The sequence below is a fragment of the Marinobacter sp. AC-23 genome, assembly GCF_001858325.1.
GTDB lineage: Bacteria > Pseudomonadota > Gammaproteobacteria > Pseudomonadales > Oleiphilaceae > Marinobacter.
Genome location: NZ_MBPP01000034.1, coordinates 1 through 15,671 on the forward strand (window position 1 = coordinate 1; position 15,671 = coordinate 15,671).

Annotated in this window: 12 protein-coding genes and 3 pseudogenes; 5 read left to right on the forward strand and 10 right to left on the reverse strand. The window is 53.6% G+C overall.

Annotated elements, in window-relative coordinates; genetic code table 11:
* Both BCA33_RS11795 and BCA33_RS11800 read right to left on the reverse strand, forming a co-directional pair.
* On the reverse strand, positions 1-456 hold a 456-nt coding region (locus BCA33_RS11795), incomplete at its 3' end, for a transposase (RefSeq protein WP_139172995.1).
* Between the two features lie 158 nt (positions 457-614).
* On the reverse strand, positions 615-1,289 hold the full coding sequence (locus BCA33_RS11800; protein WP_071266074.1) for a hypothetical protein: 675 nt from the start codon (positions 1,287-1,289) through the stop codon (positions 615-617).
* A gap of 108 nt (positions 1,290-1,397) precedes the next feature.
* On the opposite strand from BCA33_RS11800, the pseudogene BCA33_RS11805 reads away from it, so the two are divergent.
* Positions 1,398-2,422, forward strand: a pseudogene (locus BCA33_RS11805) (IS110 family transposase).
* 328 nt (positions 2,423-2,750) lie between these two features.
* Here the strand turns inward: BCA33_RS11805 and BCA33_RS11810 are convergent.
* From BCA33_RS11810 to BCA33_RS11830, 5 genes are all read right to left on the reverse strand, one after another.
* Entirely contained in the window at positions 2,751-3,263 is a 513-nt protein-coding gene (locus tag BCA33_RS11810) for a hypothetical protein (RefSeq protein WP_139172996.1), read from the reverse strand.
* A gap of 1 nt (position 3,264) precedes the next feature.
* Positions 3,265-3,600 carry a hypothetical protein gene (locus BCA33_RS11815; RefSeq protein WP_071266080.1) on the reverse strand — a complete coding sequence of 112 codons (336 nt, stop codon included), beginning with the start codon at positions 3,598-3,600 and terminating at the stop codon, positions 3,265-3,267.
* Between the two features lie 137 nt (positions 3,601-3,737).
* Positions 3,738-4,037 (reverse strand): DNA-binding transcriptional regulator, encoded by a 300-nt coding sequence (locus BCA33_RS11820; protein ID WP_071266082.1) that lies wholly within the window; start codon positions 4,035-4,037, stop codon positions 3,738-3,740.
* Positions 4,030-4,344 (reverse strand): transcriptional regulator, encoded by a 315-nt coding sequence (locus BCA33_RS11825; protein WP_071266084.1) that lies wholly within the window; start codon positions 4,342-4,344, stop codon positions 4,030-4,032. The genes BCA33_RS11820 and BCA33_RS11825 overlap by 8 nt, the downstream gene beginning before the upstream one ends.
* A gap of 132 nt (positions 4,345-4,476) precedes the next feature.
* Entirely contained in the window at positions 4,477-4,857 is a 381-nt protein-coding gene (locus BCA33_RS11830; RefSeq protein ID WP_083394733.1) for a rod shape-determining protein, read from the reverse strand.
* A 502-nt stretch (positions 4,858-5,359) separates the two neighbouring features.
* On the opposite strand from BCA33_RS11830, the gene BCA33_RS11835 reads away from it, so the two are divergent.
* From BCA33_RS11835 to BCA33_RS11850, 4 genes and pseudogenes are all read left to right on the forward strand, one after another.
* The gene (locus tag BCA33_RS11835; RefSeq protein WP_071266086.1) at positions 5,360-6,337 is read left to right on the forward strand and encodes a TAXI family TRAP transporter solute-binding subunit; all 978 of its coding nucleotides are present in this window, start codon (positions 5,360-5,362) and stop codon (positions 6,335-6,337) included.
* Positions 6,338-6,430: 93 nt separating this feature from the next.
* Positions 6,431-8,610, forward strand: a pseudogene (locus BCA33_RS11840) (TRAP transporter permease).
* 98 nt (positions 8,611-8,708) lie between these two features.
* Positions 8,709-10,523, forward strand: a complete 1,815-nt coding sequence (locus BCA33_RS11845) for an ATP-binding protein (RefSeq protein WP_071266088.1) — start codon at positions 8,709-8,711, stop codon at positions 10,521-10,523.
* Positions 10,520-11,872, forward strand: a complete 1,353-nt coding sequence (locus tag BCA33_RS11850; RefSeq protein WP_071266090.1) for a sigma-54 dependent transcriptional regulator — start codon at positions 10,520-10,522, stop codon at positions 11,870-11,872. Before BCA33_RS11845 ends, BCA33_RS11850 begins: the two co-directional genes overlap by 4 nt.
* A 35-nt stretch (positions 11,873-11,907) precedes the next feature.
* On the opposite strand, the gene BCA33_RS11855 is transcribed toward BCA33_RS11850, so the two are convergent.
* The 3 genes and pseudogenes from BCA33_RS11855 to choW form a co-directional block, all read right to left on the reverse strand.
* The gene (locus BCA33_RS11855) at positions 11,908-13,521 is read right to left on the reverse strand and encodes an alkaline phosphatase (RefSeq protein WP_071266092.1); all 1,614 of its coding nucleotides are present in this window, start codon (positions 13,519-13,521) and stop codon (positions 11,908-11,910) included.
* Between the two features lie 58 nt (positions 13,522-13,579).
* Positions 13,580-14,760, reverse strand: a pseudogene (choV, locus tag BCA33_RS11860) (choline ABC transporter ATP-binding protein).
* Positions 14,757-15,605 (reverse strand): choline ABC transporter permease subunit, encoded by an 849-nt coding sequence (gene choW, locus BCA33_RS11865; RefSeq protein ID WP_071266094.1) that lies wholly within the window; start codon positions 15,603-15,605, stop codon positions 14,757-14,759. The pseudogene choV and the gene choW overlap by 4 nt, the downstream one beginning before the upstream one ends.
* Between the last annotated feature and the right edge of the window lie 66 nt (positions 15,606-15,671).

The following is a 15,671-nucleotide window of genomic DNA, read 5'->3' on the forward strand; positions in this document are numbered from 1 at the left end:
CTTGGCGGCGTTCGAGGACATTTTGCAGCCATCGATGGCGAACAACTCGTTGCCCAGAAGGCCTTGTTCGTGGCACACCAACAACACCTGTTCGAACAGTTCTTCAATCTCATCGGCGTGAAGACTGACAAACTTGGCCAGGGTGGTGAAGTGCGGGACGGTATCGCAGGACAGCGCTTTAAAGATGATGTTGGTCTCACAGCACCACTGAATCTCACGGCTGGATTTGACGCCTTTGGAGTAGGCAAACAGGATGATCTTCAGAAGAATGGCCGGATCGTAGGCCAATCGGCCGGTGTCGTCGTTGCGATACTTAGGGTGAAACACCGACAGATCCAGCTTGTGCTCGATCAGGTAATGAACGGCGTGTTCAAAGGTGCCGGGCTGGAGCTGTTCCTGATAGTTGATGACAACCATGGCATCCTGGTCGTAGTTGTAGTGCTTGAAACGAGGCATGCCGACGGCTCCTTGTCTGTTTGCTCAATGCTACCAAAAACCATCCGTTTTGGGGTTTTTCTACAACCTCAACGCTTTTGTTCAGCGGCGACCCTTTTGCAGCGAAGCGGAGAAAGGGGCGTCCGGTGGAGGGCCGTTAGGCCCGGAACGAACTGGAACTATTGGTTGGATTCTTCTGAGCTCTCACCTTTGACATTCAGCTTTCCCTCCGCCTGCTTATCCGCCAAAGGGGCAACTCTTCTAAAGACCGACAACAAGATTTTCAGCTTCATTACGGGGTTACTCTGGGTCCGCTGGTCAATCAAGCTCTCATGCTCGGGTGATAGACCAAATATCTTCACAAGCTCCTTGGATGATTTTTCGCAAAATTCAATTTGGCGCTTCTTGAGATCAATCTCTTCCTTCGCCAGGTTTACTTTTGACAGCTTGTGCTCGATCGCTCCTTTCTGAATATTCCGATAGGTATCGTTGGCGGCATTTATCGAAGAGCAAACCGCTTTAACAATTCCGGCAACGGTGCTTGCGGCCAAAAGGAGAAGAGAAAGCTCGATGAACCCAGGTGATGCGTACTGAATTCGCTTAACTTCGGGGCGGCGGTCTCGAGGAATTTTATGGAACAACTGATTGAAGAAATTTACGGTGCTGTAGCCGCCTCTCCACGGGAACTTGCCATAGATATAGTCAATTTCTGCACGTCGGGCAGTTGATAGCTCTGGCATTAATGAATAGGCAAAACCGTAAAGATGGATATAGTTTTTCGTGACATCAGACAGCTCTTCCAAGCTCCACCGCCCATCCAACTCAAGCTGAATTTTCTCTTCGGTAAGCGGCATCAATCCTCCAAAAATCTAACGAATGATATGGACTCCCCCTGCTCCCACGGCATCCATGTGCCACATTGAAGGTGTAGTCAGACTTCAATCAGAAGAGGGGGAGTCCTCATGAATGTTACAACCATTGGCATCGATTTGGCGAAAACTGTGTTCAGTATTCATGGCACTAACCAACACGGCAAGGTCGTGGTTCGCAAACGGCTGAATCGTCCCAAGCTGTTGGCGTTCTTCGCCCAACTTCCACCGTGCCTGATTGGCATGGAAGCCTGTTCTGGGGCGCACTATTGGGCCAGGGAGTTGACCAAGCTCGGCCACGACGCCCGGATCATTGCCCCCCGCTTTGTCGCGCCTTATCGCAAGAGCAGTAAGAACGACGACAATGATGCTGAGGCCATCTGCGAAGCCGTCAGTCGGCCTAACATGCGCTTTGTTCCCATCAAAACTCAAGACCAGCAAGCCGCTCTGTGCCTGCATCGCATCCGCCGTGGGCTAATCAAAGAACGCACTGCCCAGATCAATCAGATTCGGGGGCTGTTGGCCGAGTTCGGACTGATCATTCCGCAGGGGCGCTATCACGCTCGACACCGGATTCCGGAAATTCTGGAAGATGCTGAGAACGGATTGCCCATGCTGGCCCGTCGTTTACTCAACAACATCAATCAGCGCATCCTGCAGCTCGATGAAGAAATCCTGACCTATGACCGGGAAATCGAATCCATGGCCCGGCGCGACGAACGGGCCAAACGGTTGATGGCCATTCCAGGTATCGGGCCACAAACAGCCACTGCCATACTCGCCAGCGCACCCGATCCCAGACAGTTCAAAAGCGGGCGTCACTTTGCCGCTTGGCTAGGATTGGTGCCCCGACAATACTCAACCGGGGGCAAGCCGAGACTGGGCAGAATCACTAAACGCGGGGACAAATATCTGCGAACCCTGCTCATCCATGGCACCCGAGCGGTGATCGCCAAGCTCGCCGACAAGAACGACAGACTCAGTGGCTGGGCCAGAGAGCTGGTGGAGCGTCGCGGGTACAAGAGAGCCGCCGTGGCATTGGCCGCTAAGAATGCCCGCATCATCTGGCGCTACTGATGAACCAAACCGAGTTTAAAACGCAGCCTGTGGAGGGCTAAAACCGAGTAATAACGACAGGCAGAACACGCCTGCCAGCCGAGTCTTGCAACGGCAAGCGATGACGGAACGGTCAGACCGAGAGTGGTAGAGCCTGTTAAGCTTTGCGGCTAGCAAAAGCCGACTAACGAATGAGGCCATCACTCACACGCATCATCATCCTGGCCCGGGCAGAAACGCCCACAAAGAGGCCGAATGTAGAGCTGCAGTCTCAAACCGCTTCGGAATCAAATGACGTTGCTTGACCGCAGGGGGAGTCCATGTAGCTTAGCTTTGCGGCAATTTTGGAGCCGCAAAGCGGCGGAAAAATTGTCCGACAACAGCGTCTTGTTATGGCTTTTTGGCATTTTCGATAGCATTCAGAATAGCAATATCGTCGAATGGCTTATCAAAATAATCCGTTTGCTCCAAAATATTTTGGACACTCATTGGAAGCTCGAGATATTTCTTTTTCAACCCCCAAGTAGCTTCGCCAAAAACCAGCAATTTTATATTCTGTACAACCTCTTTTGGCGTCCCGGAAATATCAGCACCCTCCAAAACACCAATTGCGTAAGCCAATTCAGTCAACTCTGGCTTTTCGCAAACTTCCGAGATAAGCGAGCTACGTGTGATAAGAAAAACTCTAACATCCTCGACACTGTAGCCACGCAAATGTTTGATCACTGACTCATCGGGTAAGGGACGGCTAGCCGCTACCTTTTCACACCGCTCTACTGCTTCTCCATATTGTGCAATTCTCTCAGAGATGTACCGATGTGCACTAGATTCGTCATTACTGCCAGCAAGAGCAGAAGTGGCGGCGAGTAGTAAAGGGCATGCGAACTTGAAATTAATTTTCATATCAATAGCCCCCGCAACCATTATCCACGGCTTCCCAGAACTGGCGTTGCTCGTATGACAACCCTGCTCTGAGTCTTTGCATTTGGGCAATTTTGGATATGGTTTTTCTTACGATAGGCTGAATCTTGCTCATTGACTGCGCGAACAAAACCCAGTCGGTGGAATGAACATTGAAAGTTACTTGCGCAGAGTTATTGCCAAGAAATATCGTTGTTAAAACACCAGCGGGTAAAAGAATCTCAAGCATGTTTCCATTGCGCTGAGCCTTCCTTATTGCCTCCAGTGCTTCCTGATCTTCAGAGTCCAGCTTCAAGCCCGAAATCGTAGGACAGTCCATTGTACTTTCTCCTTTCCATGGTTTTTTTCCAAAACGGATAGTACCCAGTGGCTTACAATCCGGCAACCACCGCCCCTAACGCTCGGCTTTGCGGCGTGACGAAGCGCAGCGTAGGCGCGTCCGACAACAGCCGCTTGTTAACCCCGCAGCTCGAGGCCTTCCCGAATGACCTCGGGATGGCGACAAGCAATCTCGATGAGTGCTTTTGCTGGGCCAGAGGGTTCACGTCGACCTTGCTCCCATTCCTGCAACGTACGTGCAGAAATATGCAGCACCTCAGCGAACTCTATCTGGGTCAGACCCGTTTTACCCCGTGCTTGCGCCACTTCGTTAGGTTCTACACGACTGATTCGCGCCTCTTTACCCGCTTTCATTTCTTTGACGGACTGGAGTAGCTTGTAACCAAGCTCCTCAGCACTCAGCATCTCGTTACTCATTTTCCAATACCTCACGAATCGACTTCAGAATATGAGCGGGTATGTTGCCCCTGACGGCTTTTTTGTAGATCACCAATAACCAGATCTCACCATTTGCCAGCTTGGTAAAGTAAATAACTCGCACTCCACCACGCTTCCCTGAACCCGCCACCGACCAACGAACCTTTCTACACCCTCCGCTACCTGGAACGGGGTCGCCAATTTCTGGACTGGCGGCCAGCCAAGCAAAAAAAGCGCTTCGCTCTTCCTCAGTCCAGATCTTTCTGGCATCCGCTTCAAATGTAGGGGTTTCGATGATCGTAAACATGACGACAAATATACGTCATTGACGGAGTTTTGCAAGGTTGGCGTCGAAAAGGATTAACGCGAAGCTAAGCGGTGCCCTGACAAGGGCATCCGGTGGACGGCCCTCGGGCCGGGAACGTACTTAAGCGATTGGTTATGCATTTTCGAGGAGCTTAGATACTTCTTGCGGGCCCAACGTGCCACCTGTCCACACGGCAACTTTTTTGGCTCCTGCGCTCAGGCACAACTCCCTCAGTACTTTCTCCTCAACTTCAGAGAGGCCACCGTCAACCATTTCCCTTGGATGAACAACGACCGCTATTGATTTAGAAATAAAACTTTTCCCAACAACTGAGTTGATGGCATTCTTCAGGCAATGTTCTGCGATCGAAAATTGGCCGACCAGAAGGCGCTGAGTGGTGAAAGCCTGGCTGGGAGTAAAAACCTGTTCACTGCCAGGCTCAGACACCTTTACGATCTTGAAAGTGTCCCTTAAAACTATAATGTACAGCTCAGTTGAAAATGCTTTCCTCAATGCTCATATCCTTGTGCATAACAGCAACTAGACCGCGCTCTACAATATTGCAAAAAAGTGCGCTCTCGATAACACCGCTCTCACACCGCAGTGGGAACGCTGCCTAGGTCCAAATTAAACAAAAGCTTAGCCCAATTTTCCCGCCTTCACCATGTAATCGCGCGACCTCTTTATTTTGTTCAGTCAATCGTACTGTATAGACATGCCGTTGTAGGAATCGCGTGCGCAAACAGGCTTTTATGGTTCTCAATTGCCGTGCGGGTAGGGGGTTGATAAAGCAGCCCGGCCTGTCTCTTTGGTGTGGCGGATTTCAACCCATTGCCTTTTGTTAATGGGTGAGAATGTACCCATTGATCAGCGGTTGGCTTATGGCTCTTCACGAATGTCGTTGTTTTTCAAGCATTTTTTAATCTGGCCTGCTCCTTGCTATGCCTTATACATCGCAGCCCCTTCGGGCTCCGTTGAGCACCTAATAAAACAAATGAATCAGGGAGCATTCTCTATGAAGACCCAAGCCATTATGGCGGTGGCATTCGCCTCTACTTTTGCTGTTGCTAATCCTGTTGTTGCTCAGGACCGGGCAGGCTGGCCAGATAACTTTACTGTTGGCACAGCCAGCCAGGGCGGTACTTATTTCGCCTATGGTTCTGGCTGGGCTAACTTTGTTGCAGAAAGCCTGGGTGTTTCCGGTGGTGCTGAAATTACTGGCGGGCCTATGCAGAACATGGCGCTGGTGCACACCGGTGATCTTAAGTTCGGCTTGACCACCATGGGGCCGGCTCAGGAATCTATGGATGGCAACAGCCCGATTGCGCCAGGCATGAAGATGGACAATGTTTGCGCCATGTTCCCCATGTACGAGACGCCTTTTTCGGTTACCGCGCTGACCAGCTCCGGTATCACGTCTATTTCTGATATTCCTGATGGCGCCACCATTGGTTTCGGCCCGGCTGGTTCTACTTCTGATACCTATTTCCCGCGCATGATGGAAACCCTGGGTGTGAACTTCGAGCGCCGTAATGGCAGCTGGTCGGATCTTGGCAGTCAGCTTCAGGATGGTTTGATTGATGTTGTGGCCTTTGCCGCGGGCATTCCCATCCCGGCCGTAAGCCAGCTGGAAGTTCAAACCGATGTAAACATCATTGGCATGACCGATGCGGAAGCGAAGAAGGTGACGGATAACTTCCCGGTATCTGAATTTACCATTCCAGCCAGCACCTACCAGTCTCTGGATGAGCCATCGCGTGTTGTCTCCATGTGGAACTTCGCCATGGTGAACTGCGACATGCCCGAAAGCTTTGTGTATGAAATCACCAAGCTGACCATGGAGCAGAACGACAGAATGGTGTCTATCCACAAGGCAGCCCGTAACTCAATTCCTGAGAACTACAGCAAGAACAATGTTCTGCCTTGGCACCCAGGTGCAGCTCGCTGGTTCAACGAAAACGGTTACACCATCGAAGAAAGCAAGATCAAATAAGCTGTTGATCTGAAGAGTTGAAAGAAGGGGGCCGCAAGGCCCCTGTACAATAGCTGGCACCTTGCCGGCTCCGATTTGCTGGCAGGACACCCAATGACACTCGAACGACACCCAAAAGACTTTTCCGATGTGGAGGTGGGCGAAGACCATGCGCTTGCCCATAACGTGGACGAAGAGCCGGTAGAAGCAAATCGCAGGTTGTTTAAAGGCCCCCTGCTGAAGTTTGTTTCTCTGCTTGCGATTCTATACTCCTCGTTCCATCTGTATTCGCTGAATATTGCACCGTTGGAAACCTGGTCGTTCAGGATTGTGCACATTGCCGGGACATTGGTTTTGGGCTTTGTTCTGTTTGCCGGTGCTCGGTTTGTGTCTGCCGAAGAGGGTTCAGCGCGCCACCGGTGGACAACATGGATTGGCGCGGTCGCGCTCATTCCCGCACTTTATGTGCTTTATCAAACATTTTCGTTCTGGCAACTGGTCCAGAATGGCGCCATGCGGATTCCCGTAGAGCTAGAAACCTGGCACTTTGGCTGGCCGCTACTGGCTGCAATAGGCACTGGTATTGTGGTGAGCTGGTTTCACCAACGTGAGCGCTCGCGCTTCAGTGTGCCGGATCTGGTGTTGATTGTGTGTTCAATTGCCGTTGCCGCTTATTTTCTTGTGGCTTATAACACCTCTATGCGCATGTCTACGGGCACCTCGTTTGCGCCCATAGGCATTTCGTTCGCTGCGGTTGGTGGCACCGCGCTGATCATGGAGCTTACCCGCCGGGTTGCCGGCTTGGCTTTGGTGGTTATTGGGCTGATATTTCTGGCGTACGTGTTTGCAGGCCCGTATCTGCCGGGCTTCCTTGGTTATCCTGGGCTGTCTGTGCAGCGCTTCTTTAGTCAGGTTTACACCGACGCGGGCATTCTTGGGCCCACCACAGCGGTGTCGTCCACTTATATTATTCTGTTCATTATTTTTGCGGCGTTTTTACAGTCATCAAAAGTAGGCGACTACTTTGTAAACTTTGCGTTTGCGGTGGCTGGGCGCTCACGGGGTGGCCCCGCCAAGGTATCCATCTTTGCTTCAGGCCTGATGGGTATGATCAACGGCACCAGTGCAGGTAACGTGGTGTCCACCGGGTCACTGACTATCCCGCTGATGAAAAAAGTGGGCTACAGCAAAAAATCGGCCGGCGCTGTGGAAGCGGCGGCCTCTACCGGTGGCCAGATCATGCCGCCGATTATGGGGGCTGGCGCCTTCATCATGGCTGAAATTACCGGTATTCCTTATACCGAAATTGCCATTGCCGCCATTATTCCCGCGATACTGTACTTTGCGTCCGTTTATTTCATGGTCGATTTCGAAGCTGCAAAAACCGGCATGCGCGGCATGCGCGAAGACGAGCTGCCAAAGCTGCGGGCCATGGTGAAGCAGTGCTACCTGTTTTTACCGATCATTATTTTGGTCGTGTCGCTGTTTATGGGCTATTCGGTCATACGTGCCGGTACGCTGGCCATGGTTTCGGCGGCAGTTGTTAGCTGGTTCTCACCAAACAAGATGGGCATTCGCGAGGTTTTGCAGGCGCTGGAAACTGCCTCCTACATGGCGATACAGATTGTTGTGGTGTGTGCGGCGGCGGGCGTTATTGTTGGCGTTATTTCCCTGACCGGCGTTGGAGCCCGCTTCTCGGTGTTGCTGCTTGATGTGGCAGAAGCCAGTCAGTTGCTCGCTCTGATCTTCGCTATGTTTATTTCCATCCTTCTGGGCATGGGAATGCCGACAACAGCCGCTTATGCAGTCGCCGCTTCGGTGGTTGCACCTGGCTGGTACAGCTGGGAATTGAGCCGCTGACTGCGCACTTCTTCGTGTTCTACTTTGCGGTTGTGTCTGCCATTACGCCGCCCGTTGCGCTGGCTTCCTACGCGGCAGCTGCGATTTCCGGTGCTAAAGCCATGGAAACCTCCGTGGCCTCGTTCCGGATTGGTATTGCGGCGTTCATTGTACCCTTCATGTTCTTCTACAACGGTGCGCTGTTGATGGAGGCCGGGTGGTTTGATATTGCCCGTGCACTGGTAACCGCGCTGTTTGGTGTGTACATGCTGTCTGGCGGCGTATTGGGCTGGTTTGGCAATGTGACCGCTTCTTGGGTGGCTCGTTTGCTGCTGATTGGCGCTGCGTTGTTGATGATTGAAGGCGGCTTTGTGTCCGACCTTGCAGGTGTTGCGCTTGCAGTGATCGTGTTCCTGATGCAGCGCCAACGCAAAGGCCGCCTGGCGGCTGCCTGAGCGTTCCGGCAATTGCCGGCTCTCGTCCTCCGGCTCTTGTCCTTCAAGGGGCCGGGGGATACTCTGGCGTCCTTTAACGGTGTTGCGGAAACCGGGTTATGTCCTACCGGATAGGCGCTTTAGTTGTATTTTTGTTGACCCTCACGGTGTCCTGGATGCTGGGTGGCTGGGTTGGCTATCGCCAGGTCGAGCAGGACAGCCTGGAGGAGTCTTTCCGCTATCGCCAGCTTGTGGGCAACGAGCTTAACCGATACCTGCCTATTCCTGAGCTGATGGCAGAGCACCCGTTGCTTGAGTCTGCTCTGAGCTCGCCCGATAACGCTGAGATCATTCACCAGGCTAATGAAGAAATGCAGCGCATGGCCACGATTGTGGGCAGCTCTGATGTTTACCTGATGGACACCACCGGCCTGACGATTGCGGCGAACAATTATCAGCAGGCGGGCAGCTTTGTGGGGCGAAACTTCAGTTTTCGGCCCTACTTTTACGAAGCTATGGATAACAATAGCTCTGCCATTTATTTCGCTTTGGGTTCTACCTCGCGAGTGCGCGGGCTGTACTTTTCGCACCCGGTGCGTGGCGGGCAAGGGCAGCTGCTGGGCGTGGTGGCTGTGAAGGTGCTGGTGCACGAGCTGGAATCCCAATGGCACAGGCCAGCTTCTGTGCGTGAAGCAGAAATGGTGGTGCTGGATGAGGCCGGTGTAAGCTTTCTGGCCAGCAAGCCGGAATGGCTTTATCGGGATTTTACTGGCAATGCTGAAAAAGCGCCGGGTGAGGCCTCGCGCCAACGCTATCCAGATAGGGATCTGAAACCTGTGTCCCTGAAATACCTTGGTAAGCCGCCCGGTTTGTCGGGTTCATCTGGCACCTTGCGCATCCGGGAGAACGGCGGAGGCCGCGAGTACCTGAGCGTTCGAACACCACTGCCACGTTTGGATTGGACACTGCAGGTTATGGTGAGCACCCGTTCGGTTGTATGGACCCGGCTTGGCTTTGTGGTGGGCGGCATCGCAATTTATGTGGGTATTCTGCTGGCCTGGCTGTATGTGCGTGAGCGCTACCGGCGCGAAGCGGAATTGGCCCTGCGAGGAGAGCAGCTTGAGCTCAGTGTTACGGAGCGAACGGCGGATCTGGAACGCTCCAACCGCAAACTAATGGATGAGATACGGGAGCGCGAGCGTACCCAGAGCGAGTTGCGAGAAACCCAGCAGGAGCTGATCCAGGCGGCCAAACTGGCGGTGCTTGGGCAAATGTCTGCCGGCCTTAATCATGAAATGAGCCAGCCTCTTACAGCCATTCAAACCTACGCCAGAAACAGTCGCCGCTTCCTGGAGAAGGGCGCCGCCGACATGGTGGATGCCAACCTCAGTGAAATCGTACTCCTGTGCGATAAAATGGCGGAGCTAACCCGTCAGTTCAAGGTGTTTGCCCGCAAATCCGAAGGGCCGCCAACCATTGTGGATTTTCGCCTGTCGGTAGATGCGTCCCTGAAAATTATGACGGCGCAAAAAAGTACTGCGGGCATTGATATTCGATGGAACCGGCCCGAGCTGGCGGTTTTTTGCCATGGCGATCTGATCCGCATCGAGCAGGTGATGGTTAACCTGCTGGCTAACGCGGTACAGGCGGTTGAAGGCCAGGAACACCCGGAGATCACCATAGAGGTGGAAGAACACGAGGGAAGCTGGCGCTGTTTTGTTCGAGACAACGGCTCAGGCTTGCCGGCGAATACGGAGCAGATTTTCGAACCTTTTTTCACCACCAAGTCCGTCAAGCAGGGGCTTGGGCTTGGTCTGTCTATTTCAAGGCAGATTGCTGATGCCCTGGGTGGCCGGCTTACCGGCCGCAACCGCAGCGATGCACCAGGCGCCGAATTCGAATTCACCCTGAAAAAGCGGGAGGCCACGGAATGACAGAACCCTCGGTAATCTTTGTGGATGATGATCCACACATTCGCCAGGCCATTGCTCAGGCGCTGACTCTGGAAGATCTGCCTGTGCGTTGTTTTGAGGCTGCAGAACCTGGCCTCAGCGCTATTACGCCAGAATACAACGGCGTGGTGTTGTGTGATTACAATATGCCGGGGATGGATGGGCTAGAGATGCTGAGCGCGATTCAGGCTCTGGATGAAACCATTCCGGTTATTATTCTGACCGGCCAAGGCGACATCAGTACGGCGGTGTCGGCCATGCAACAGGGGGCCTATGATTTTATCGAAAAGCCGTTCAATCATGACGAGCTGATCGAGCTGCTTCGGCATGCCATGGAGAAACGCCAGCTTGCTCTGGAGAATCGGCGCCTTAAGGCGCAGCTGCGCCATCTGGCGCGGCCTGGCCCGAGAATTTTGGGTGGCACGCCCAGCATGCAAAAGGTGATGGATACGATTACGCCGATTCTGGATATTGCCGCCAACATTTTACTGTTTGGCGAGACGGGCTCCGGTAAGGATGCGTTGGCTCGTTATATCCACGAGAACAGCCCGCGAGGCGCGCACAACTTTGTGGCGATAAACTGTGGTGCAGTGCCGGAAAACCTGATTGAAAGTGAGCTTTTTGGCCACGAGGCAGGGGCATTTACCGGTGCGGATAAGCGCCGCATAGGCAAAATTGAGCATGCACACCGGGGCACACTGTTTCTGGATGAAGTTGAAAGCATGCCCATGGCGCTGCAGATCAAACTGCTGAGGGTACTTGAGGAGCAAAAGGTGGAACGCCTGGGTAGCAATCAGGTTCAGGAATTGGATGTGCGCATTATTGCGGCCACCAAAGCGGATCTCAAAACCTTAAGCGGAGAAGGCAGTTTTCGCGCCGATCTATATTATCGGCTGAATGTGGTGAAGGTGGATATCCCGCCCTTGCGCGAGCGCAAAGAAGACATCCCAATGCTGTTTCATCACTTTGTTCTGATTGCGGCGGCGCGTTACGACCGGGAAAGTATTCCGCTGGATGCCAGCCAGGCCGCGCGGTTAATGCACCACACCTGGCCGGGAAATGTCCGTGAGTTACGCAACCTGGCTGAGCGTTATGTGCTGCTAGGCCCGTCGGCTCTGGATGACAGTGAACCGGCAGCGAAGGCCGATGTAAGTGGCCGGCGTACCCTCACAGAGATGATGGATAGCTTTGAGCATTCGGTGCTAACCAGCGCCCTTAATGCCTGTCAGGGCAGTATCAAAGACACCATGGTGCAGCTTGGTGTTGCCCGCAAAACCCTGTACGACAAAATGAAAAAGCACGGCCTGGACAAGGCTCAGTTTAAAGACTGAGCCTTGTCCCTTCATGCGCTCCTGGTGGCTCTGGCCTACAGAGCGTCAATAGCCTGCTGGCCTACCTCGGTGTGGTGCAGCACCTTACCGAAGGGAGCGGTGGTGTCTCCCGGGCCTTGGGTGAATACCAGCACCGGGGTGTTGGTGTGGCTGCCGGTGGCCCAGACTACGTTTTGCTGTTCGGCCACTTCGCGAGCCAGTAGGTTCTGGCGGTTGTCGTCAGTTTGGTACACGAAGAAAGCGCCGTTTACGTCCATTTTCGGGACGGTCTTGCTGCTCAGGTATTGATGGCCCTTGGTGTAAAAAGGATTGTCCTCGGTTGCCAATACACGAGCAGCCTGGGCTTCAGTGATGTCGAAACCGGTTTCGGCGTTAACGATGCGAGCCAGGTTAGCCGGCGTTTTCTGGTCGTTTTCCAGGGCATCGAACTGGCTGTAAAAGATGTCGCCGTAAGAAGACTTCTGCTCGTACAGGGTGTCCAGAGTAGCCACATCGCCAAAGTTGAAGGCGGGTTTGAACTGCTGTTCTTTGAACACATTGCCTGGCAGATCACGTCCGTGGGGAAGGTCGTTGGCGGAGTAGCTGAAGCCAAAACCACCGGTTTCGTGATCGGCGGTCACTACGATCAATGTGTCATCACGGCCTTCGGCCCAATCCAGCACGTAATTGAGTGTTTCGTTCAGCCGCAGCATTTCGTGCAGCATGGTGCCTGTGTCGTTGTAGTGCCCGGCCCAGTCGATTTGCCCGGCTTCGATCATCAGGAAGAAGCCTTCTTCGTTTTGCGACAAAGAACCAATCGCTTTTTCGGACATCTCTTTCAGGGTCGGTATGGTACGGCCTGGGTCGTTCTTGGTCTGGTTTTCGGTAATCGCGTTAGGCAGCGCGGAGTACGCAAACAAGCCCAGGATTTTGCCATCAGCTTGCGCCATCTGCGAGCGGTTGAACGCCAGGTTGTAATCCTTCTGTTGCGCTTCGGCAATCAGGTTGCGGTTGTCTTTACGCTTGGATTTGATACGTACGCTGCCTTCAGACAGCGCTTCCAGTTCTTGGCGTGCAGCAGACTGTTCATCATTGGCAGATTCCGGAATCCAGTAACGCAAACCACCGGACAACATTACATCTACATTGTTGTTAAGCAGGTCCACGGCAATTTCATTTTCCCGTGAGCGATGGCTCTGGTGGGCACCAAAACCCGCTGGGGTGGCATGGGTAATGCGGGTGTCTGAAACCAGTCCGGTGGATTTACCCAGCTTTTTGGCCTTTTCCAGAATGCTTTCCGCGCTGTTGCCGTCTTTATCTGCGCCAATCATTTCGGCGCCGGCCAGCTGACCGGTTGCCAGTTGTGTGGCGGAAGCAGCGGAATCTACGACCAGGTTGTTATTGGCGTGGGTCATGGAAATACCCATATTTCCGTTGGCCGCAATACGATCAAAAGCGGTGGTGCCATTGGCGATCACCGAATTTGGTGCCTGTTTGGCGTACGCCAGGAGCAAACCAATTTGTTGTGGGCCCATGCCATCACCGATGATCATGATGACGTTTTTGGCCTTTTCCGGCGCTTTTGGTGCCGATTGCATGGGCGCGCAGGCTGCCAGCATGAGGGAGGATGCGACTAATCCTGCGCCTACGGTGGTTTTTCGGATGTTCATACTCAAATCCTTTTAGGGTTTATGTTTTTATGGGTATTTGGGCTCGGCGATTGCCGCGCTAGCTGTCGTCCAGATGCTTGCCCAACATGGCGTGGTATAGCTCCCGGTCGCCGATAGCTCCAGTGATTTGGCCGTTCTCTTCTACCAGCAGGCTATGACCGGTGAAGTACCGAATCTCGACGGCATCCCGCAATGGGGTGTTTGGCTCGATGCGGGTGGGCTGTTGGGCCAGGCTTTCGATGGCTTGGCCTTCTTGCCAGGGCTGGGTTTGATAGGTTTGGCCGCCGCTGGTGACGACGGCTTTTTCTGCCACATCCGGGGTGTGCAGCCAGATGTCGTAGCGCTTGTTGAGGCAACGGTTGCCGCTGGCGTCTTCTTGTATCTGCCGATGGGGAGTGCCAGAGAGCGTGCGGCCAGAACATTTAGCGGGTTGGTGCTGGCGACAAAGCTTTTAACGTAATCGTTTTCCGGCTGCAGCACGATGGATTCTGGCTTGCCATGCTGAACGATTTGGCCGTCCTTCATGATCGCGATGTGCGAGCCCAGCTTCAGGGCTTCGTCCAAATCATGGCTAACGAAAACAATGGTTTTCTGCAGTTCTTCCTGCAGGGTTAGCAGTTCGTCTTGCAACTGGTGACGAATCAGTGGGTCGAGGGCGGAGAAAGGCTCATCCATCAGCAGAATTTCCGATTCCGTGGCCAGTGCCCGGGCCAGGCCCACTCGTTGGCGCATACCGCCAGACAGTTCATCCGGCAGGCATTTGGCCCAGCCTTCCAGGCCAACCAGCTCCAGCTGGCGCGCGACCTTTTTGCGGCGCTCAGCCTTACCCAGGCCTTGTAGCTCCAAGCCGAAAGCGACGTTGTCTTCTACTGTTAGCCAGGGCATCAGGGCGAAGTTTTGGAACACCATGGAGATCCGGCGGGTGCGGATATCCCGCTGCACTTTCTCGCTGGCTTGGGTGAAGTCCAGCATTTCGCCATCGTGCTGAATGCGAATGGCGCCGCTGGTGACATCGTTCAAGCCGTTTACACAGCGCAGCAGGCTGGACTTGCCAGAGCCAGACAGCCCCATCAGTACGCAGATCTCACCCTTTTTGACACTCAAGGTGGCGTCCTGAACGCCGACGACCAGCCCGGTTTGATCACGGATTGCAGCTCGGTCCAGGCCTTGCTCAATTAGTGGCAGCGCGCGCTTGGGCTGCTTACCAAAGACGACGTTTACATTCTCAAATTCGATCATGATGACGTCTCCTTAGCATCACTTTGGCGGAAGAACCGATCCATCCAGATGGCCAGCAATACAATCGCAAGGCCCGCTTCAAAGCCTTTGCCTATATCGACGGTATTCAATGCCCGAACTACGGGAACACCCAGGCCGTCGGCGCCTACCAGGGCGGCAATAACAACCATCGAGAGCGATAGCATGATGCACTGGGTAATGCCGGCTCCGATGGAGCTCATGGCGGCGGGTAGTTCTACCTTGAACAACAGTTGCCGGTTGGTGCAGCCAAAGGCTTTACCCGCTTCTACCAACTCTTTAGGGACTTGCGAGATGCCAAGGTAGGTCAACCGCACTGGCGCGGCGATGGCGAAAATCACGGTGGAGATCACGCCGGGTACTACCCCCAGGCCGAACAGTGTTAGCGTCGGGATCAGATAAACAAAGGGAGGGATGGTTTGCATCAAGTCCAGCACCGGTTGCAAAAATTTGTACAACCAATTGCTATGGGCAGCATAAATACCCAGGGGAATACCGATCACCACGCACAGCATGGTGGCGTATAACACCAACGACAGCGTTGCCATGGTGTCTTCCCAGTAGCCAATGTTCCAGATCAGCAAAAAGCTGAAGGCGGTAAAAGCGGTTAATCCCCAACGGCGATGCCGCAGATGTGCCGCCACAGTTAGCAGCAACACCAGTACGCCGGGCGGTACCCATAAAAAGGCATCAGTCAGGCCGTGGATCATGCTCCTAAGGGTGTCGGAAACGGCGTCAAAAAAGCCGCTGAAATTGACGACTAGAAAATCAACAACGTCTTCCATGAAGTCGCCGAAAGGCAGTTGGTGCTCAGTTATCCAGCTCATGGCGTTCAGTCTTGTTGGGTACGGGCCTTGGCCAGCACCGAAAATGGGAGGTGTTCGTAACCATAA